We start from the raw sequence: 21,418 nt of genomic DNA, 5'->3' as shown, positions 1-21,418 counted from the left end.
GTTATTGAGAACTGACATGAACGAAGTCACCATACTGATCACCCTCGCCTCTATCCATTTCATCGCTTTGATGAGCCCCGGCCCTGACTTTGCGTTAGTCGTGCAAAATGCGACACGCCACGGCAGACAAACAGGCTTGTACATTGCGCTTGGTTTATCTTGCGGGATCTTACTGCATTCGTTGCTCAGCCTGACGGGAATCAGTTACCTAGTCCACCAGCAACCAACCCTATTTGCCATTATCCAGTTGGCTGGCGGTAGCTACTTGCTGTACTTAGGCTACGGTGCACTTAAAGCAACCTGGCAAATCATTCAGAACCACGACGATGACGACGATACCGTCAATGCCAAAGATCTGATTCTGACCAACAAGCGTCAGGCATTTTCGAAAGGGTTTGCGACCAATATTCTCAACCCAAAAGCTTTGGTGTTCTTTATTAGCTTGATGTCGAGCTTAGTGCCTGCCGACATGTCTCTATCAGGTAAAGGCTTTGCGCTTATTATCTTGTTTGGTCTGTCTCTGTTTTGGTTTTCACTACTGGCGTGGATGCTTTCGACTAAGGCTCTACAGAAGAAACTCAGTGAAGCAACGGTATACATCGATGGGTTATGTGGCGTGGTATTCAGCCTGATTGGCGCGAGTATTCTTTGGCAGTCGCTGTCCGGTTTAATCGCTTAAATTCGAATCAAGATTACAATTCGTTAACAACGCACTGGCTATCTAATCTTTCCACTGCCAATCTAGCTCTGCATATTAAAAGGAGAAGATCATGCAGTGGAAAACAAAACTAACAACCCTCGCCACTTCTACCCTACTTTTTGCCTCTCACGTCAGTTGGGCAAATCAAGCTGCCGATTCCGTCGCACCCGAACAAAGTAGTGGTTTAGAAACCAAACAACTCGTTAAAGCCAACGATTGGATGGTCACCGCAGCCAACCCTCTTGCAACACAAGCCGGTGCTGATGTACTTGCCCGTGGTGGTAACGCAATTGACGCCATGGTTGCCGTGCAGCTTATGCTTGGCTTAGTGGAACCTCAGTCATCAGGTATTGGTGGCGGCGCGTTCCTTGTCTATTTTGATGGCAAAGACAAACAGCTCAAGACCTACGATGGCCGTGAAACTGCGCCACTTGATGCCACCCCACGTCTATTCCAAGACGAAAACGGACAACCGCTTAAATTCTATGATGCCGTGGTTGGCGGTCGTTCTGTTGCCACGCCGGGCACGGTGCAATTGCTGTGGGACACTCACCAGAAATACGGCAAGCTCGAATGGGCATCACTGATTAAACCTATCGCTCAGTTAGCTGAAGAAGGTTTTACTATCAGCCCACGTTTAGCCACCTTGATCGAAAACGACCAAGAACGTCTGAGCCGCTTTGCGACAACTAAAGCCTACTTCTTCAATGCCGATGGCAGCCCGAAAGCCGCTGGCACGCAACTTAAGAACCCTGAATACGCGGCAACGTTACACGCTATCTCGAAGGATGGTGCTAAAGCTTTCTACCAAGGTGAGATTTCTGCCGACATCATTAACACAGTACAAACAGCGAAAGGTAACCCGGGCGTATTGGCACAGAGAGATTTCGACGCCTATTCGATCAAGCAGCGCGAACCGGTTTGTTCTGCTTATGAAAGCTACCAAGTGTGCGGAATGGGTCCACCAAGTTCAGGTGCATTAACGGTTGGGCAGATCTTAGCGATGACCGAGCAGTTTGATCTTAAATCATGGGGACCAAACGACGCGAAATCTTGGCAAGTGTTAGCAGACGCTTCTCGCCTAGCCTTTGCAGACCGTGGTATGTACATGGCGGATCAAGATTATGTGCCAATGCCTACCCAAGGGTTAGTGAATACTGACTATTTGCAGGAACGTGCTCAGTTAATTACCGCAGGTAAGGCATTGGCAAGCGCATCTTCAGGCACACCGCCGTGGGATCACGCGATGCAGAGAAGCCAAGATGTTTCTATTGAATTGCCGTCCACCAGCCACTTCAATATTGTCGATAGCGATGGCAATGTCGTTTCGATGACCACCACCATTGAGAATGCCTTTGGCTCACGCTTGATGGTTAGAGGTTTCCTACTCAACAACGAACTGACGGATTTCTCATTCAAGACCCATAACGATGGTAAGCCTATCGCCAACCGACTTGAACCGGGTAAGCGTCCGCGCTCTTCAATGGCACCGACCATCATCATGCAAGGCGATAAACCTTACATGGCGATTGGCTCTCCCGGTGGCAGCCGTATCATAGGTTATGTAGCACAAGCGATCATTGCGCATACCCAATGGGACATGGATATTCAGCAAGCCATCAACCAACCACACTTCCTAAATCGCTTCGGTACCTTAGATTTGGAAAAAGGAACATCAGCGGAAAACTTCAAACCTGAGCTAGAAAAGATGGGATTTGAGGTCAACGTTCGCGATCTTAACTCGGGTTTACACGCTATTCGCATCACAAAAGATGGTCTAGAAGGTGCTGCAGACCCTCGTCGTGAAGGTGCTGCCATTGGCCAATAAGGGAAAATACTCCCTTTTTACTCCCTGTCTTGTGCGAGATCTCTCACAAGGCAGTGAGTAAATATCGATATTTAACTGCGAAATTAGGCACCTAGATATTGTAACCACTTGAAATTAAACAATACGTGCATTTATCATTCAAATAATTATATAGAAATTCGCTTATGCACCATTGCTGATAAATAAGGAATCGGTAATATGAATGATGTCGGAAGGATGCTGACACGGAACAGGAAACGCCAAGGACTTGGTTATCTTCAGGATGAAGATTCGATTACTCAGGATGAATAATCGGCATGGATAGCGAAATGGACATTGAATGGACGCAATAGTAACTAGGATGGTTGCTACTAAGGAAAGACAATGGACACCTCTGGACGAGGAAAGGACTGAACATCAGGATGATGTAAAGGACACCGCTCAAGGAACAAGTGACGCGCGCTAACGAGGATTGTTGGCAGATCAGGATAAGATCAAGGACACCGCTAGGAAGGCGACGAAAGGAATACGCTGAAGGATAACAGCACACTATCATGGATTTGATGCATGGAGCACACTTAGTAGCCGGATTGCTGCGAGTAAGACTATAGACCCCGATGAGCGCAAGCTCTCGGGGTTTTTCTTTATCTGTCGCTTCACTTATCCCTCTCTCAATCAAGTAAATCAAAGACCTTTGATTACAATTCGGACATTTAAAGCATTCACTTCTTAACCACTTCAGAGTAACGTAAGTCGAACTAGGCTCAACTAGTTTCATAACCATAATTAAATTAAGGACAAATTCATGTCACACGTTACCTTCAAAGGCGCTGCTGTACCGCTAACTGGCACATTCCCACAAACTGGCGAACAGGCACCAAGCTTTGCACTGACTGCAGGCGATCTTTCTGAACTGACACTTGCTTCTCTTGCAGGCAAGAAAGTGGTTCTAAACATCTTCCCAAGCATCGACACAGCAACTTGTGCAACGAGCGTACGTACGTTCAACGCAAAAGCGGCAGAACTTGAGAACACGGTTGTTGTTTGTATTTCTGCTGACCTACCATTTGCTGCGGGTCGCTTCTGCGAACTAGAAGGCATTGAAGGCGTTCAACACGCTTCAACTTTCCGTTCTCCTACATTCGCATCAGACTACGGCGTAGCGATTGCTGAAGGCCCACTAGCAAGCCTAACAACACGTGCAGTTGTCGTTGTTGATGAAAAAGGTGTGGTAACACACAGCGAGTTGGTTGCAGAGATCACTGAAGAACCAAACTACGAAGCGGCACTTGCAGCACTGTAAGATCCCCTCTAGTCAGTAATCTATTGTGATCGCTTAAGGCGGTACGCAATAAAAAGAGCAGCCATTGGCTGCTCTTTTTGTTTTCAATAATGAACGGTTATTAGATGCTGAAGTATTAGATTAAAGCTGCTCTAAACGCGCGTAAGCCGTTACTAACCACTTAATGCCTTCACCGTTAAACGCTACTTGCACTCGACTCTGAGGACCACTTCCCTCGAAGTTGATGATGGTGCCTTCACCAAACTTAGGGTGCTTCACGCGAGAGCCCAAGCTAAAGCCAGTTTCATTGAAGTTCTCTTTCACAGCGGTTTGGCTAAAGCGGCCGCTGCTTGCAGGGCGGCTCACTTGCGCTTTCATACGTACTTCATCCAGACAGGTCTCTGGTAGCTCACGAATAAAGCGTGACGGTTTGTGGTACTTGTCTTGCCCGTACAATCGACGCATCTCTGCGTAAGTGATATAAAGCTTCTCCATCGCACGAGTCATGCCTACGTAACACAGACGACGTTCTTCTTCCAAGCGCCCAGCTTCTTCTGCTGACATCTGGCTTGGGAACATGCCTTCTTCGACACCCACCATGAACACCATTGGAAACTCTAGGCCTTTAGCACTGTGCAAAGTCATTAACTGAACCGCATCGTCAAACTCATCGGCCTGACCTTCACCCGCTTCCAAAGCTGCGTGAGTTAAGAACGCCGTCAGCATGCTCATCTCATCCGCTTCTTCCGGCTTTTCAAACTGGCGCGTTGCCGTTACCAATTCTTCCAAGTTCTCGATACGTGCCTTCGACTTCTCACCCTTCTCTTGCTCGTACATAGCAAACAGACCCGACGATTTAATCACGTGGTCGGTTTGTTCATGCAGGCTAAGTTCCAACGTGTCATCTTCAAGCGCATTAATCAGCTCGATAAAACGACTTAATGCGCCCGCAGCACGACCGGGTAGCACTTGCTCTTCTATCAAAGCAACACTGGCTTCCCACATGGTTGCACCACGATCACGAGCAGCAAGACGAATCGTTTCTAACGTTTTATCACCCAAGCCACGCGTTGGCGTATTAACCACACGTTCAAACGCGGCATCATTACTGCGGTTGCTCATGAGGCGCATGTAGCTCAAGGCGTCTCTGATTTCTTGACGCTCGAAGAATCGCATGCCGCCGTAGATTCGGTAAGGTAGACCACCTTGGATCAAAGCTTCTTCAAGAACACGAGATTGGGCGTTATTACGATAAAGCATCGCGGTATCTTCTAACGCACCGCCTTTCTCTTGCCACTCTTTGATTTTGCTGACCGTGAAACGTGCTTCATCTAGCTCGTTATAAGCTGAGTACACAGAGATTGGCTCGCCATCGTTACCATCGGTCCACAGCTCTTTACCCATACGTTCGGTGTTGTTCGAGATAAGCTCGTTCGACGCCTGCAGAATGGTTTTAGTTGAACGGTAGTTTTGTTCAAGTCGAACCGTCGAAGCTCCTGGGAATTCATCCAAGAACTTCTGAATATTTTCGATCTTCGCACCACGCCAACCATAGATAGATTGGTCATCATCACCTACGATCATCACGCGACAATCTGGGCCAGCCATCATCCGAAGCCAAGCGTATTGGATGTTGTTGGTATCTTGGAATTCATCGACAAGGATATGCTTAAAGCGTGCTTGGTAATGCTCTCGAATGTGTTTCTTATCGCGTAATAGTTCATGCGATCTCAGCAAGATTTCCGCAAAGTCGACCAAACCAGCACGGTCACATGCTTCTTGGTAAGCAGAATAGATCTTTAACCACGTTTGAGTTATTGGATCATGGTAGGCGTCAATGTGACTTGGGCGTAACCCCTCGTCTTTCTTGCCATTGATCCACCAAGAAGCTTGCTTAGCAGGCCACTGCTTTTCATCGAGGTTTTGCGCCTTGATTAAGCGGCGTAGCAAACGAATCTGATCATCAGAATCAATGATCTGGAAATCTTCTGGCAGTTTTGCATCTAGGTAGTGAGCACGAAGGATGCGGTGACAAATACCGTGGAAGGTGCCATTCCACATGCCTGACGAACTACCCATCATCAACTCTTCAATACGACCACGCATCTCTGCTGCCGCTTTGTTGGTGAAGGTAACCGACATAATAGAGAACGGTGATGCTTGCTCTACGCTTTGCAGCCAAGCGATACGATGCACCAACACTCGCGTTTTACCACTGCCTGCACCTGCCAGAATAAGTAGGTTTTCTAAAGGTGCCGCGACCGCCTCACGTTGTTTATCGTTTAGGCCATCGAGTAAAAGCGAAGGATCTATCATTGGATATGCTCACTACTGGGTATTTATACATAAAAGTTGATTATAACCTAAACACTAGGCTGCGTTTAGGATAATAAGAAGAAAAAACAATCAAAAATTAACATCATTAATTCAATAACTTAAGAGATGAAACATCATTAATATTGATAATTTTTATAATACCGTGAAATTATTTCCCGGTTGTTCCAATCCTTTTTAGTAAGCAAGTTAACAATCCATTAACCTGCGATATGAAAATACTATTAAGTCCTAGAGGGAATGACTATGAAAAATTCTAATCTTGCTGTTACAGCTGCAATCACAAGTGTACTAGCGTTCGGCGGTGCAGTTCTTACATCAGCACCTGCGGAAGCAGCAGCAAAAGAAAAATGCTACGGCGTGGCAAAAGCTGGCCAAAATGATTGTGCAACCAAAACAAGCTCATGTGCGGGTACAGCAAAAGAAGACAACCAATCCGATGCGTTCGTAGTCGTACCTAAAGGGCTATGTGGCAAATTATCAGGTGGTAACACTCAATCATCATAATTGAGCTGCTTAGTATGGTGAGCTGACATTCAGCTCACCTCCACTTCTTGTTAGGAGAATCGTTGTGACTCAAACTCTTCCCCCCTACGCAGGGGTTGGCCTTAGAACACCGCACTTGGACTTCTTTAGCCAAAATCCAGCCTTAGTAAGTTGGTTAGAAGTTCACAGCGAGAACTACTTCTTAGCTCAATCACCGCAACGACAACAACTCAGAGAAATTCGTCACGCACACAACATCAGTTGTCACGGTGTTGGGTTGTCGCTAGGTTCTGTTGAGCGCATCAATCAACATCATCTTGTGCAATTAAAAGAGCTCATTGATGATATCGAACCCTTCTTGGTTTCTGATCATCTCAGTTGGAGTCATACAGGTGGTCATTACTTCAATGACTTGCTACCGCTGCCTTACACAGAAGAAGCATTGGAAGTCTTCTGTCGTAATGTCATCGAGGTTCAAGACAGCTTGCAACGCCCGATGTTGATTGAGAACCCATCGAGCTACCTATCCTTCAAGCATTCTACTATTCCTGAGTGGGAGTTTTTGGCTGAGGTACAAAAGCATACTGAGTGTCGCCTACTGCTCGATTTCAATAATATTTTCGTCTCATCTTTTAATCATGGCTTTAGTTGTGAAGAGTACTTAAACGGAATACCAGCAGACAAAGTTGAAGAGATTCACTTGGCAGGTTTCACGAAGAAGAAACTCGAACAAGGTGAGATCTGGATAGACACCCACAGCAAACCTGTCTGTGATGAAGTGTGGCAGTTGTACACCCAATGGATACAGCAACACGGTTCGCGCCATACCTTGATAGAGTGGGATTTAGATATCCCACAGCCACAAGTTTTATTGGCTGAAGCAACCAAAGCCAGTGATATCTTGTATCAACACGACAAGTTCAACCAAAGGAGTCGCGCCTCATGAGCCACTCCCTAGCAGAGGTTCAATTGGAGTTTGCTAACGCCCTACGCTATCAAAACAATGGTGAGTACTGCGACATAGTGAGCGACCATTTTACCGATGAACAACGCATCCAGATTTACCGTAATAACTTTGTGATCAGCTTGAGCGAAGTTCTGGCAGCAACCTACCCACTCACTGAAATGTTGGTTGGTGAAGAGTGCTTCCAACAGATGGCTCGTCAACATGTCTTACATTATCCATCGACCTCTGGTGATGTCAGTGGTTACGGTGAACACTTTGAACAGACTATCCAAGCCTTTCCTGCCGTTATTGAGGCTGCACCTTATCTCGGTGAAGTGGCTTTGTATGAATGGCAGAAAGATAGCTTGGTAAGGTTTTCGTCACAAGCACATGTCGACCAGAGACCTCTTTCTTGCCTTGCAGATGTACCACAAGAGCAACAAGGCGCTTTAGTCTTTCATCTCAAAGATTCAATAACACTGATTCATTCTAGTTACACGATTATCGCGCTTGAACACGCCATCTATCAGCAGCAACTTGATGGGCTAGACATCAACCAAGCTGAATTTGGGGTGTTAATCCGAGCTGAGAATTCACAGGTTGAGAGCCATAGTTTGAGTGAAGAGAGCCACCAACTCCTCACTGAATTGCAATCAGGTCGAACACTCTCAGCAATCGATCCTTTATTACTACAACATCTGAATACTGTTATGGCGCTAAACGTCATCTCAGGTTTTTCAATCAATGCCGAATTGGAGGCATAACATGGATAACAACACAGTCACGAACATGATGGCTCAATACGACAGTTTGATTGAGAAATCACAGGCACTTTTTGTTCCAGTGCTTCTACTATTTTGTCGCCTTTGGGTGGCGTGGGTATTCTTTAATTCTGGACTCACCAAGATAGCTACTTGGGATAGCACGCTTTACTTGTTTGAATTGGAATACCAAGTGCCACTGCTACCTTGGGAATTGGCTGCTTACATGGGCACTGCCGCTGAGTTAATTCTACCGATGTTTTTAGCGCTCGGTTTATTAACACGACCTATGGCTGCGGTGTTGTTCGTTTTCAATATCATTGCTGTCGTGTCTTACCCTGTATTGTGGGATCAAGGCTTCTACGATCATCAGCTTTGGGGGTTAATGATTCTTATCGTTGTCGTGTGGGGCGCAGGACCATTCTCACTTGATAGAGTTTTGAAAGCGCAGTTCAGGAATTAAAATAAGTTTTCACCTCTTTTGAACTGCTAAAGCTAAATGCTACAGCCCAAACGCAAGAAACCACTCAATTGAGTGGTTTCTTTTTTAACTGGGATAAGCTTACTTATTTAGAAAAGCTTGTAGCTCTTCAGCAGAGATGCCTTGCTCTGCAAGTTCTTTTGCCAATAGCTGAACCTGCTCACCCTTACGAGACTCTACCACACGCTGAAATTGGTAAATGATATCTCGCAAAGTATCGATTGGAACTTGTTTTGCCGCACTGCGAATACGCTCTTCACTTTGGTTGCCTAGCTCTTTAAGCAGTTTACCAAACATGACCTTTTCAGGTGCATCTTCCATTTGTTCTAAGACGCGCGCCATTTCGTAGGTTGTTAATGACATTACAGTATTTTCCGTTGGGGACTAACGTTTCAATGAGTGACAAATATACCATGTTTTAACGTTTCGAAAACCGCCATTTGTATATTTTGTCACCCTTGTAACTTATGCCTTAGCAAACGTCGTGTGCCAAGACTTACCCGCTTTGCTCGCAAGCACTAATAACGCAGGAACAATCAGGAACATTTGCAGAGCAATCATCACTTGCGACGTTAAATCAAGACGTTGCATGGTACCCACAAGAAGCCCTGAACCGCTCATTTGGAACAAGCCAAGCAGCGCAGCAGCTGTACCCGCACGGTCACCGAAAGGTTCTAGAGCTTTACCTGCCGCAGCACCAAGAATCCAAGCAAAGCCAACTGACGATAAGAAGATCGGTAGCATGAACGCGATTGGAGTAGCGTGCTCAGCAAGCACCAACATAATCACACCCGCTAAGCCCAGCGTCGAGATACCAACCACCAGTGCTTTATAGGTACCAAAACGGTCCATAAATTTAGGTGCAGTAAACGCAGCTGCAATGTTGATGGCCGCATTAACACCAAACCAGAAAGTAAACTCTTTCATGGTCAGGCCTAGGTTTTCCATCAACACAACTGGTGCAGAGGTTACATAAGCGAGGATAACCGCCATCGCCATCAGACACAAGGTTGCGTGGAAAAGGAATGATGGTGTTTTCAATACTGACCAGTATCGCTCAAGCTTGAATACCGCAACCTTTTCTGTCGCAGGGTTAGACTCTTTCATTTGGAAGAATAAGATAGTGCCAACAACGACAGCAAAGCCTGCCATAAAGCTAAAGTTCGAGCGCCAACCAAATTGATGTGTTAACCAAGCGCCAAGAATGGGTGCCAAAGCAGGAATAAAACAGATTGCACCATTAAGGTAGCTGATCATACGGCCACTCTTCTCTGGGCCAAATAGATCGCGAACCGTTGCAAAGGCTGCTACAGAAGTCGCACAAGCTCCTAAGCCTTGTAGCAGCCGAGCCATTAGCATCATATCAATCGATTGAGCTGCCCACGCCAAGCAAGCACTCAATGCATAGATACTAACACCTCCCAATGCAACGGTTCGACGTCCTAGCTTATCAGCCAAAGGGCCAGCAAATAATTGCCCGACACCCATGGCGAATAAAAACCAGGTAATCGTATCTTGTGCTAGTGCATGTTCCACGTGAAACGCTGTCGAAATTTGTGGCAGAGCTGGTAGGTAGATATCAATAGCCAGAGGGCTAAATAAAACCAACATTGCCAATAAAGCAACCTGCAGTTTACTAGGGGTTGGAAGCGCGTTAGAAGGCACAAGATTCTCCGAATGAGTTAATTTAGGTGCATAATAACCAACTAAAGATATGAACAAAAATGGCATATACTCATTAGCATTATTCCAAATAGGAAACTCATATGAATATTGAGAAACTATCACGCCTCGACTTAAACCTACTGGTTTGCTTACAGGTTCTGATGGAAGAGCTAAGCGTCACGCGCACCGCACATCGATTGTGTCTGAGTCAATCGGCTGTAAGTAAATCGTTAGCCAAGCTTCGTGAACAATTTAATGACCCTCTTTTCACGCGAAGCGCACATGGCCTGAGACCAACACCGAAAGCTGTTTTCCTTAAGCCTCGCTTAGAAACGTTGATCAACCAACTTGATGTTCTCACTCAGCCTGAGACATTCATTCCCAATAACAGCGACCACAGCTTTCACATCGCTGCCGTTGAGAGTGTTTACCCGCTGATTCTTCCGCACTTCTTACCAGCAATATTTCGACAAGCGCCTAAGGTCAATATCAACACCCACGCGTGGACCGAGCAAACCTTTAAGAAGCTACAGCTTGGTGAGTTAGATATCGGACTCACAGGCAAAGACATCGACATCAACGACGCGCGCTTAACCATGCTGCCGCCAGACGACATCTGCGAACAAGAGATCTACCGTGATGCACAGATGTGTGTATTAAGGCGTAACCACCCTGCTCTAAGTGGTAAATGGGATTTGGGAACCTACCTTGCGCAGCGTCATGTACAAGTAAGATGTGATGGGAACGATCGATGGCTGCTCGACTACAAACTAGCTGATCTTGGTCATCAGCGAGATATCGCTATTTCTGTTCCAGACTTCAATAGCGCCGCAAGCCTATGTACCTACACCGACTTTGTGTTTACTGCACCAAGCCACTTTACTTACCTCGTCGCCAAGCAACTCGACTTAGTGGTTGTCCCTTTACCGATGGAATTCCCACCGATGGCATACACTCTGTTTTGGCACCGTGACAGAGAAAATGACCCAGCGTTAACTTGGCTACGAGATATCATCAAAGAAAAAACTCTGCACCTTAGATAAAAATGGCGTACAGCGTTTGCAGCAAACGAACAAAAGCGCTAGCTTATTGACCTAATAAGTCCCCTCGCATGTATATCGACTGTGAGTGTTAACAAGGACCCTAACAATAAGGATAAACACAGATGCACAATATCACTGCTGAACGCGTTGCTGCGGTTCGAGCTTGGCTTGAAACAAACAACCTAGATGCCGTTATCATTCCACATGAAGACGAATATCTAGGTGAATACGTTCCTGCTCATAACGAGCGACTTCACTGGTTAACAGGTTTCACTGGCTCTGCTGGTGCGGCAGTTATCACTCGTGAGAACGCTGCTATTTTTGTTGATGGTCGCTACACGGTTCAGGTTCGTAAGCAGGTACCAGCAGAGTTATTTGAGTATCGCCACCTTATTGAAGAGCCGGCTTTAGATTGGATCACCAGTTCTCTAGCACAAGGCAGCAAGGTTGCATTCGACCCACGCATGCACACTGCTGCTTGGTTGAAAGGCGCTCAAGCTAAACTGGCAGAGAAAGTTGAACTAACAACACTATCTTCGAATCCAATTGATGAGCTTTGGTCTGATCGTCCTGAGCCGGTGGTATCTGATGTTCGCTTAATGGCAACAGACGCAGTAGGCCAATCAAGTGAAAGCAAACGTGCGGAGATTGCTGGCTTACTAAAAGCCAAAGGTGCTGATGCCGCTATCCTTACGGAACTCGATTCGATCTGTTGGTTGCTTAACATTCGCGGCTTGGACGTATCTCGCCTACCTGTTGTGTTATCCAATGCGATCATCCACGCCGATGAAAGCGTCGACTTCTACCTAGACCCAGCTCGTATTCCTGCGGGCTTTGAAGCACACGTTGGCAATGGTATTCGCGTATCTCACCCATCAGAGCTTGAAGCACGCCTTCAATCTTTGGAAGGCAAAAATGTATCTGTCGATTCAGGTACCAGTAACGCTTGGTACACGCTGGTTCTACAAAACTCTGGTGCTCATATCATTGAAGCAGCAGACCCATGCCTAATGCCAAAAGCAGCAAAGAATGAAACTGAAATTGCCGGCATGAAAGCGTGTCACATTCGTGATGGTGTTGCGATGGCGAAGTTCCTATCTTGGATTGATGCAGAAGTCACGCAAGGTAATCTGCACAATGAAGCTGTGCTAGCAGACAAAGTTCAATCATTCCGCGAACAAGACCCAACGCTGATGGACCTAAGTTTTGACACGATTTCAGCAGCAGGCGGCAACGCAGCAATGTGTCACTACAACCACGAGAACCAACCTGAACCAGGTCAGTTAGAGATGAATACTCTTTACCTAGTCGATTCAGGCGGTCAGTACCTAGATGGTACAACCGACATCACTCGAACTATCGCGATTGGCCAGCCAAGCGACGAAATGATCCAGCAGTTCACGTTAGCGCTTAAAGGTCACATCGGTATCGCGCGTGCACGTTTCCCACAGGGTACTCGTGGTTTCCAACTTGATATTCTAGCTCGCCAACACTTATGGGCAGAAGGCTTCGACTACGACCACGGTACTGGTCACGGTGTTGGTCATTTCCTAAGTGTTCATGAAGGTCCGCAAAGCATCTCTAAGAAGCTAATCGATGTACCTCTTGTTGAAGGCATGGTGTTATCAAACGAGCCGGGTTACTACCGTGCAGATGAATTTGGTATCCGTATCGAAAACCTAGAACTGGTGGTTGAGCTGCCAACTCAAGGTGACTTCTCAGTACTAACGTTTGAGTCGCTAACACGTTGCCCTATCGATAAGCGCAACATCAACGTCGATTTACTGACACGACCTGAACTTGCATGGCTTAATGATTACCACCAGAAAGTATGGAACGATGTTAGCCCATTAGTTGAAGGTGATACATTGGAATGGTTACGCCAATCAACCACTCCACTTGCTCATGCTTAATGCTTAGCTAATTCAAACTTAATGAAATGAAAAACGGCTACCTTAGGGTAGCCGTTTTTATTTGTCGATTTAACTTCGTCGATGTTTCACGTGGAACATAAATCTGTGTGTTCGCTAACCAGAGTAAGCACTGTGCCAGTCTCGCCACACAGGATCAAAACCACGTTGACGAATCATTGACTCAATATCGGCAGCACTTCGCTCATCACTTATTTCAAATTGCTCGAGTTCTTCTTCATCAGAAGCATAACCACCAGGCTGGGTTTTAGACGCAGCCGACATACTGGTGATTCCCAATGGCAACACATTGTCGCGGAAAGCTGCAGACTCACGAGTCGAGAGAGACAATTCAACCTCAGGGTTTAATAAGCGATACGCACAGATAAGTTGAACTAACTGTTTATCACTCATAATCGATTTAGGCTGCAAACCACCCTCACACGGACGAAGACGTGGGAATGAAATCGAGTAACGTGTTTGCCAATAAGTACGCTCAAGATAGTCTAAGTGAGCGGCCACGAAGAAACAGTCGGTACGCCAATCTTCCAAGCCAATCAAAGCGCCAATACCTATCTTATCAATACCCGCTTTTGCCAAACGATCGGGCGTTTCGAGCCGGTATTCAAAATCCATTTTATTGCCACGCAAGTGGTGTTCCGCGTAGGTACTTGGGCTATACGTTTCTTGGTAAACCATCACCGCATCTAAGCCGAGAGTTTTAAGCTCTGCGTAGTCATCTTGATCAAGCGGCTGCACTTCCATCGCAAGATAGTTAAATTGTGCCTTAATATTCGGTAGCACTTCACGGAAGTACTTCATCCCGACCTTGGTTTCATGTTCACCAGTCACCAACAATACACTATCAAACTTCATCTTTTTGATAGCGGCACTTTCAGCATCGATTTCATCTAAAGTAAGTGTGCGACGCTTAATGCGGTTCTCCATTGAGAAACCACAATACGTGCACGCATTCGCACATAAGTTTGAGAGGTACAATGGAATATACAACGACATTGTATTGCCGAATCGCTTGCGTGTGAGTGCCAACGATTGTTGCGCCATCTGCTCTAAGTAAGGTTCTGCTGCCGGAGAGATAAGAGCCTTAAAGTCTTCCAAGTCGCGTTTAGGTTTACTCAGAGCGCGCTCAACATCCGCTGCCGTTTTACTGAAGATGGACATACCAATGTCATCCCAGTTGAGCTGTTTAAATCGATCAACAAACGTCATAAGGACACTACTCGTCTAGGAATGAAGTTAGCGGACTAGAAGCAACCGCATGAGACACCTGTCCAGCAAGACCAGAAAGGTAAGCCATACGGCCAGCTTCAACTGCCAGTTTAAAAGCAATCGCCATATCAACGGGTTGTTGAGAAGCCGCAATTGCAGTATTAACTAACACGGCATCCGCGCCCATTTCCATTGCACGAGTAGCATGAGATGGCGCACCAATACCAGCGTCAACAATCACAGGGACGTTCGCTTGGTCGATAATGATCTCTAAGAAGTCTGCCGAAGCGATACCTTTGTTCGACCCAATCGGCGCACCTAGCGGCATAACCGCAGCACAACCCACCTCTTCCAATCGTTTACACAACACTGGGTCAGCATGACAGTAAGGCAACACAACAAAGCCATCTTTAACCAGTTGCTCAGCCGCTTTTAATGTCTCAATTGGGTCTGGCATCAAGTACTTTGGATCAGGGTGAATTTCCAGTTTGAGCCAGTTTGTGCCTAGCGCTTCGCGAGCCAAATGCGCAGCAAAGATGGCATCCTTCGCGTTCTTCGCCCCGGAGGTATTTGGTAACAAGTTCACGCCAGCATCAATGATGGGCTGTAAAATATCATCTTGCTCAGAGCGAATATCAACTCTCTTCAACGCCATGGTTGCCAGTTGAGAACCGGAAGCTTCGATAGCACTCGCCATTAAATGTTTATTCGCGAACTTGCCCGTTCCAGTAAAGAGTCGTGATTGAAATGTTTTATCTGCGATAGTTAACATAGTTAGCCTCCTGCAATAGCTTGGAAAAGAGAAATAGCATCGCCTTCATTGACGACCCTTTGTTGCCACTGACTACGCGGGACAACCGCATTATTGATAGCAAAGACACAACCCAGATCGGGTAGTGAAAGCGCTTGGATGATATCCGCTAGAGACGACGATTGTGCAACCTGTTCTGGTTGCTCATTGATAGAGATCGTTATATTGCTCATTGGGTTTCTTCTTCTAAATAGTTAACTGTAGATGTGCAGCAAACGGGGCATTCACTATCTTGAGTGACACTTAAGTTTTGCCAGTTCATCGTCTGGCCATCAAACAGTTTGAGTTGATGTGTTGCAACTTGGAACTCGCCAGTGCTAAGGCGTTGAATAGCAGCCAGTGCTTGGAGGTTACCTATAGTGCCAACGACTGGGCCGATGATGCCGCTATCGCTACAACGTGTCGTTTGTGGATGATGACTGAACGGGAACAAACAGTGATAGCACCCTTTCTGCTTCTGATAATCAAAAACAATAAACTGACCTTTCCATCCGATCGCAGAACCAGAAACCAAAGGTGTCTTGCTACCAAAACATGCTTGGTTAACCTGCTGACGTGACTCAAAGTTGTCAGTACAATCCAACACCAAATCAGCGAGCATCACCTCAAGCTCAAGCTGGCTCTGAGTCATTCGCCTATTGATGGTTCTCACTTGGTTTCGACCATTAAGCTCAGTCAGTTTTTGCTTCAGAGCTTCGACCTTAGGCGAACCTAACTGGCTTTCCTTGAACGCAACTTGTCGTTGAAGGTTAGACGAATCCACACAATCATCATCAACTAATACGATTTTCCCGATACCGGAAGCCGCAAGATAGAGAGCCGCAGCATTGCCTAAGCCACCACAACCGATGACCAATACATGGCTATCTAATAGATTGCGTTGCCCTTGCTCACCCACTTCAGGAAGTGCGAGTTGTCGTTGATAACGAATGAATTCGAAATCATTCAGCATGACTTAGCTCCTGAGTTACCTCTTTAGCAGCACCTGAAGAACGGTCAGCCATTAATGCTTCGAAGAACTCAATCACTTGTTTTGGGTCTTCGGCTAACGTAATCGCACGTACAACAGCAAGGCTCGATACCCCACAACTCCACACCTGTGCGGCCGTCGACTGGTCAATTCCACCAATCGCAACTGTCGGATAACCGGTGAGTTCTTCTGTGTATGGGATAGTATCAATCAGCTGCTGATAGAGAGATAAACGCACAAGTCCTTGAGGCTTCGATGGCATCTGCTTAGTGGTGGTTGGGAATATATGCCCCAGCGCAATATAGCTTGGGTTGATTTGCACAATGCGTAGCAACTCGTAATAACCATGAGTCGATAGACCGATCTTAATACCAGCTTGGCTCAGTTGAGATAGGTTGGATTCTTCGATGTCCTCTTGCCCCAAATGAACACCAAAAGCATCATGCTTAAGTGCCAATTGCCAATAGTCATTGATAAAAACCTGAGCGTTGTGCTCTCTACCGAGTTCGATAGATCGCGCGATTTGTTGTTCTAAATCTGCTTGCTGTGGGTTCTTAATACGCAGTTGAACTGTGTTAATTCCAAGCTTGAGCAGCCTTTCGATCCACTCAACATCATCAACCACTGGGTATAGTCCTAGGCTACTCTTACTCAATTCCGGGAACGACAGTGATGTTCCTTGGTGCGCCCAACCAACACTAATATCCAGTCGCTCATCTTCGAGAACGGGAATAGGAAAGTTTTGATAGTTTGCTGGCCATGTTCCACGTGAAACACTAGATGCTGCGCGAGCTAAAACCAGTGCATCTTCTAATGGGAATTCCAACGCCAACAAAGTAAGTAACCAAGCAAAGTGGCCACGACTATCTAACTCCTGATGAGCTGGAGTTTCACTCTTGATAGCACGATTAGAATCTAGCTGTGACCAGATATCCAATGCAGCTGAGTCATCTAAGACACCGATATAGATGGTATTCGGAGTTTGTGCCAAGGCATCGCGGACACCAGCTAGCGCCACTGAATGACTGTAATAAACGATATGATCAAGCTCACTTGAGCGACACTCCGCCAATGAATCAACATCATGAGCAAAACCAATAGATAACGCTTGCTGAGCATCAACGATAGAGAAGCATTGAGTTGGGCTTACACCCAACTCAACTGCATCGGTTGCCAAGCCTTGTCGCTTAGCAACCAATAGACAGCTTTGCACCTCTCCCGTTAGCTCAATATTTTGAGATGGGATAAGAATCTTCACTGTCATTATTCCTCTAATTGAACTTCTTTTGCGCCTACTGCAGGGTGATAAAGTTCAGAGCCAGTATCACGGAACTCTTGTGATTTCTGACGCATCCCTTCCAACGGATTATCAAGCATCTTAATCTCGATAGCCTGATCAGCTGCCAATTGTTCAGTGTCTTTCGCGTACTCTCGAACTTCTTGAGAGATCTTCATTGAACAGAATTTAGGACCACACATTGAGCAGAAGTGAGCAACCTTCCCCGACTCTTGCGGTAAGGTTTCATCATGGAAAGAGCGCGCAGTTTCCGGATCAAGAGCAAGGTTGAATTGGTCTTCCCAACGGAATTCGAAACGAGCCTTTGATAAAGCATTATCTCGGATTTGTGCACCCGGATGTCCTTTAGCCAAGTCTGCAGCGTGTGCTGCCAGCTTGTAAGTAATCAGGCCAGTCTTGACATCTTCTTTGTTTGGTAAGCCTAGATGCTCTTTAGGGGTTACATAACAGAGCATCGCACAGCCGTACCAACCAATCATCGCCGCGCCAATTCCAGAGGTAATGTGGTCATAACCAGGGGCAATATCGGTAGTCAATGGACCTAATGTATAGAACGGTGCTTCATGGCAGTGCTCTAACTGCTCGTCCATGTTCTCTTTAATTAGGTGCATTGGTACATGTCCAGGGCCTTCAATGATCACCTGCACGTCGTATTCCCAAGCAACCTTAGTCAACTCACCCAAAGTACGTAATTCGGAGAATTGAGCTTCATCATTGGCATCAGCAATCGAACCTGGACGTAGACCGTCACCCAATGACAGAGCGACATCGTACTTCGCACAGATCTCACAGATCTCACGGAAGTGGGTATAAAGGAAGCTTTCTTGGTGATGAGCAAGACACCATTTAGCGATGATAGAGCCGCCACGAGAGACAATACCAGTCACACGTTTAGCGGTCATAGGAACGTAGCGAAGCAATAAGCCTGCGTGGATAGTAAAGTAATCAACACCCTGCTCTGCTTGTTCAATCAAGGTATCACGCATCACTTCCCAGTTAAGGTCTTCCGCAACGCCGTTCACTTTTTCAAGCGCTTGATACATAGGAACCGTACCAATTGGTACTGGGCTATTACGTAGTATCCATTCGCGAGTCTCGTGAATATTACGACCGGTAGAAAGGTCCATCACGGTATCGCCACCCCAACGAGTCGACCATACTAGCTTCTCAACTTCTTCTTCAATCGAAGAGCTTACTGAAGAGTTACCGATATTAGCGTTCACTTTCACTAAGAAGTTTCGGCCAATAATCATCGGCTCGGATTCAGGGTGATTAATGTTCGACGGAATTATAGCTCGGCCTTCAGCGACTTCTTTACGCACGAACTCAGGGGTGATTTCTTTTGGCAGGTTTGCGCCAAAGTTATGGCCAGGGTGTTGGTGGTTCAACTGCTCATCAGCAAATTTCTGACGTCCCATGTTCTCACGTATCGCAATGTACTCCATCTCAGGAGTAATAATCCCCTGACGAGCATAGTGCAGCTGAGTAACACATTGATCGCCAGTCGCGCGACGAATTCTAGGCAGATTACCGTAACGAAGGTCGTCTAGAGTTTCATCTTCTAAACGCTCTTTGGTATAAACAGAGCTTACATCGTCTAATAGTTCTGTATCACCGCGCTCTTCAATCCATTGCTCTCGTAACTTAGGAAGGCCACTGTAAAGGTCAATTTCGTGCGTAGGATCAGTATAAACACCAGAAGTGTCGTATACATGAATTGGTGCATTAGGTTCGAATACAGGCTCTTTTTTGGTACCACCAACAAGGCTATCTGCTAGTGATATTTCTCGTACAGGGACTTGAATGTCCTCGCGAGATCCTTGGATGTAAGCTTTTTTTGAATTTGGATAAGGTTGTACGGATAAAGAATCAATGAAATTCTTCGCTTCCAGTCTTGCTTGTTTACGACTCGACATAGCATTTTTCCTTGGCTTTTAGCCATTATTTATAGGGATAAAAATGCTTGACGGATAAGATGCTACAAGAGGGATCACAGCAAGAAAATACAGTTGTGATCTGGAGATAGATCTCTAGAAGGATTCTAGTTAGATATCTACTCTTGTTCCCTTCGCAGGTATTAGCCTGATCAGGTTCAACGGATCCCGAGTTAACGGTCTCAGCCATATGGCACTCCGACAAGTATGATCGAGTATATAAAAACGGCTTGGATAAACCAAGCCGAGTTGTTAACAAATCGTAAGAAAGTTTTAAGACTTTATCAGAAGTTGGAAGCCGATCCATGCGGCTGAAATACTGAGAACCACATTGAGCAGTACATTGAGCCCCATCTTGAAGAACGCACCCTGCTGCATAAGAAGCACGTTATCCATCGAAAACGTAGAAAATGTCGTCAGGGCTCCAAGGAAACCAAGACCGATAATTTGTCTCCACGGCTCCGTCGCAACCATCTCATTTTCAAACGCGGCGATGAGCAATCCCATAATCAAAGAGCCAATTACGTTAACAGTCAGCGTACCGTAAGGAAAACCACGCCCTAACATCACAACGCATAACTCTGAAATCAAGTAACGTGAACAAGCACCAAACGCGCCACCGATGGCGATAAAACCTAGAATAGATAACTGACCCATGAATCCTCCCAAACAATAATCCCTATATTCTAGCTTTAACGCCGATAAAAGCGAGGGTAGAAACTAAGAATGCATGCGCAAATATTAAACGTTACAGGTGTCACTTAACTTCAATATATCCCATCAAACCCGTTTTCATGTGTTCGATAACATGACAGTGATACATCCAGCGGCCAGGGTTGTCTGCAACAAATGCGGCTTTAGCTCGGCCGTTTTTTCCAAGTAACACTGTATCGGTATGGAAAGGCTCTTCAACCTTCTTCCCATCAAGTTCCAATACAGTGAATGTATGGCCGTGAATATGAATCGGGTGATGATATTGAGTGACGTTCTTAAGATCGAATATATAGGTTTTTCCCAGCTCTAAAGTCGCCAACGGTTCAGGGATATTATCTTTGCTCATCCCCTCCCATGCTCGTTTATTAGTTAGCCAAAACTTAGGCATAGATTTTCCATCTTTAGATACTGGAGAAACCGCCCCTTCCCATTCAAATAAAAAGTCGATTTCTTCTGCATTAGCCAAATCTAAATTGGGCACAGGATTAAGGGGTAAAGAAGGCAGAGAGCGATTCTCAACAAGGGTTGAATCTACAACCTCGAACTCACACAAAGAGAAAGGAAAGCGTCCTTTCATTTGAAGGACGCTAACTCGCCCACCGGCTTTGGGTGCTATCAGTCCAATATCCACTCGCATCCCTGGACCAATTTTATGTTGCGTCAGCTTATAAGGTGTTTTTACAGGGTTACCATCAATGGCAATCACCCATGCCTCAGCCCCTTCGACAGCTATAGGGTAAGTGATCGTATTGTCGACATTAGCGATACGTAGCCTGGTTGTTGCATGTTGTTTTAACTCATAGACAGGCTCATGTATTCCATTAACGCTACTCCACTCTCCTGGCGTACCCATACGAGCACTGAGTCGTGGGATCATTAGATCTTTCCATTGGCCTTTCTTATCTATATGCCAATGTTTAAGCATCAGTGCGTGCTCTTCATCAAACGGCACTGGAATGCTCTCCTCAACGATAATTAGACCAACCAAGCCCATACCAAGCTGCTTAACGCTGTTCATATGTGGGTGATACCAATTAAAGTAAAAAT

Annotated in this window: 20 protein-coding genes and 1 riboswitch; of the genes, 9 read left to right on the top strand and 11 right to left on the bottom strand. The window is 46.0% G+C overall.

Annotation, left to right across the window (positions count from 1 at the left end):
- Positions 1 to 16 precede the first annotated feature (16 nt).
- From AB4161_RS22115 to tpx, 3 genes are all read left to right on the top strand, one after another.
- Positions 17 to 679, top strand: coding sequence for a LysE family translocator (locus AB4161_RS22115; RefSeq protein ID WP_017061328.1), 663 nt, complete (start codon positions 17 to 19; stop codon positions 677 to 679).
- 91 nt (positions 680 to 770) lie between these two features.
- Entirely contained in the window at positions 771 to 2,528 is a 1,758-nt protein-coding gene (gene ggt, locus AB4161_RS22110) for a gamma-glutamyltransferase (protein ID WP_372084320.1), read from the top strand.
- 784 nt (positions 2,529 to 3,312) lie between these two features.
- Positions 3,313 to 3,810 carry a thiol peroxidase gene (gene tpx, locus AB4161_RS22105; RefSeq protein ID WP_017065742.1) on the top strand — a complete coding sequence of 166 codons (498 nt, stop codon included), beginning with the start codon at positions 3,313 to 3,315 and terminating at the stop codon, positions 3,808 to 3,810.
- Positions 3,811 to 3,930: 120 nt separating this feature from the next.
- Here the strand turns inward: tpx and uvrD are convergent, their stop codons facing one another.
- Complete coding sequence (gene uvrD, locus AB4161_RS22100) at positions 3,931 to 6,105, bottom strand: DNA helicase II (protein WP_017061325.1); 2,175 nt, start codon at positions 6,103 to 6,105, stop codon at positions 3,931 to 3,933.
- A 264-nt stretch (positions 6,106 to 6,369) separates the two neighbouring features.
- Here uvrD and AB4161_RS22095 point away from each other — a divergent pair, with 264 nt between their 5' ends.
- From AB4161_RS22095 to AB4161_RS22080, 4 genes are all read left to right on the top strand, one after another.
- Positions 6,370 to 6,630, top strand: coding sequence for a DUF2282 domain-containing protein (locus AB4161_RS22095; RefSeq protein ID WP_004736650.1), 261 nt, complete (start codon positions 6,370 to 6,372; stop codon positions 6,628 to 6,630).
- A gap of 64 nt (positions 6,631 to 6,694) precedes the next feature.
- Positions 6,695 to 7,555 (top strand): DUF692 domain-containing protein, encoded by an 861-nt coding sequence (locus AB4161_RS22090; protein ID WP_372084318.1) that lies wholly within the window; start codon positions 6,695 to 6,697, stop codon positions 7,553 to 7,555.
- Positions 7,552 to 8,319: a DNA-binding domain-containing protein gene (locus AB4161_RS22085; RefSeq protein ID WP_017061323.1), complete on the top strand. Its 768-nt coding sequence runs from the start codon at positions 7,552 to 7,554 to the stop codon at positions 8,317 to 8,319. Before AB4161_RS22090 ends, AB4161_RS22085 begins: the two co-directional genes overlap by 4 nt.
- A gap of 1 nt (position 8,320) precedes the next feature.
- Positions 8,321 to 8,779, top strand: coding sequence for a DoxX family protein (locus tag AB4161_RS22080; protein ID WP_017061322.1), 459 nt, complete (start codon positions 8,321 to 8,323; stop codon positions 8,777 to 8,779).
- A 99-nt stretch (positions 8,780 to 8,878) separates the two neighbouring features.
- Here AB4161_RS22080 and AB4161_RS22075 read toward each other — a convergent pair whose 3' ends face one another.
- Complete coding sequence (locus tag AB4161_RS22075; RefSeq protein ID WP_009848181.1) at positions 8,879 to 9,160, bottom strand: hypothetical protein; 282 nt, start codon at positions 9,158 to 9,160, stop codon at positions 8,879 to 8,881.
- A 102-nt stretch (positions 9,161 to 9,262) separates the two neighbouring features.
- A complete protein-coding gene (locus tag AB4161_RS22070) occupies positions 9,263 to 10,462 on the bottom strand; it encodes a multidrug effflux MFS transporter (protein ID WP_029235524.1) in 1,200 nt (399 codons plus the stop codon).
- 101 nt (positions 10,463 to 10,563) lie between these two features.
- Here AB4161_RS22070 and AB4161_RS22065 point away from each other — a divergent pair, with 101 nt between their 5' ends.
- Entirely contained in the window at positions 10,564 to 11,505 is a 942-nt protein-coding gene (locus AB4161_RS22065) for a LysR substrate-binding domain-containing protein (RefSeq protein ID WP_004736656.1), read from the top strand.
- 122 nt (positions 11,506 to 11,627) lie between these two features.
- Positions 11,628 to 13,418, top strand: a complete 1,791-nt coding sequence (locus AB4161_RS22060; RefSeq protein ID WP_372084317.1) for an aminopeptidase P family protein — start codon at positions 11,628 to 11,630, stop codon at positions 13,416 to 13,418.
- Positions 13,419 to 13,532: 114 nt separating this feature from the next.
- Here AB4161_RS22060 and thiH read toward each other — a convergent pair whose 3' ends face one another.
- From thiH to AB4161_RS22020, 8 genes are all read right to left on the bottom strand, one after another.
- Positions 13,533 to 14,645, bottom strand: coding sequence for a 2-iminoacetate synthase ThiH (thiH, locus tag AB4161_RS22055; protein ID WP_372084315.1), 1,113 nt, complete (start codon positions 14,643 to 14,645; stop codon positions 13,533 to 13,535).
- 7 nt (positions 14,646 to 14,652) lie between these two features.
- Positions 14,653 to 15,417 (bottom strand): thiazole synthase, encoded by a 765-nt coding sequence (locus AB4161_RS22050; RefSeq protein ID WP_017072448.1) that lies wholly within the window; start codon positions 15,415 to 15,417, stop codon positions 14,653 to 14,655.
- Between the two features lie 2 nt (positions 15,418 to 15,419).
- A complete protein-coding gene (gene thiS, locus AB4161_RS22045; protein ID WP_017061316.1) occupies positions 15,420 to 15,629 on the bottom strand; it encodes a sulfur carrier protein ThiS in 210 nt (69 codons plus the stop codon).
- Positions 15,626 to 16,408: a ThiF family adenylyltransferase gene (locus AB4161_RS22040; RefSeq protein ID WP_372084314.1), complete on the bottom strand. Its 783-nt coding sequence runs from the start codon at positions 16,406 to 16,408 to the stop codon at positions 15,626 to 15,628. Before AB4161_RS22040 ends, thiS begins: the two co-directional genes overlap by 4 nt.
- On the bottom strand, positions 16,398 to 17,690 hold the full coding sequence (locus AB4161_RS22035) for a thiamine phosphate synthase (RefSeq protein ID WP_017061314.1): 1,293 nt from the start codon (positions 17,688 to 17,690) through the stop codon (positions 16,398 to 16,400). Before AB4161_RS22035 ends, AB4161_RS22040 begins: the two co-directional genes overlap by 11 nt.
- A complete protein-coding gene (thiC, locus tag AB4161_RS22030) occupies positions 17,690 to 19,639 on the bottom strand; it encodes a phosphomethylpyrimidine synthase ThiC (protein ID WP_372084312.1) in 1,950 nt (649 codons plus the stop codon). Before thiC ends, AB4161_RS22035 begins: the two co-directional genes overlap by 1 nt.
- A gap of 130 nt (positions 19,640 to 19,769) precedes the next feature.
- Positions 19,770 to 19,868: riboswitch (TPP riboswitch) on the bottom strand.
- 62 nt (positions 19,869 to 19,930) lie between these two features.
- On the bottom strand, positions 19,931 to 20,314 hold the full coding sequence (gene crcB, locus AB4161_RS22025) for a fluoride efflux transporter CrcB (RefSeq protein WP_004736665.1): 384 nt from the start codon (positions 20,312 to 20,314) through the stop codon (positions 19,931 to 19,933).
- 100 nt (positions 20,315 to 20,414) lie between these two features.
- Positions 20,415 to 21,418, bottom strand: a 1,004-nt coding sequence (locus AB4161_RS22020) for a multicopper oxidase family protein (protein WP_372084310.1), incomplete at its 5' end; no start/stop codon positions are given.

The sequence above is a fragment of the Vibrio sp. 10N.286.51.E5 genome, assembly GCF_041469125.1.
GTDB classification, from domain to species: Bacteria; Pseudomonadota; Gammaproteobacteria; order Enterobacterales; family Vibrionaceae; genus Vibrio; species Vibrio crassostreae_C.
Note: the sequence above shows the minus strand (reverse complement) of the source record. Positions and strands in the feature narration are given on the sequence as shown.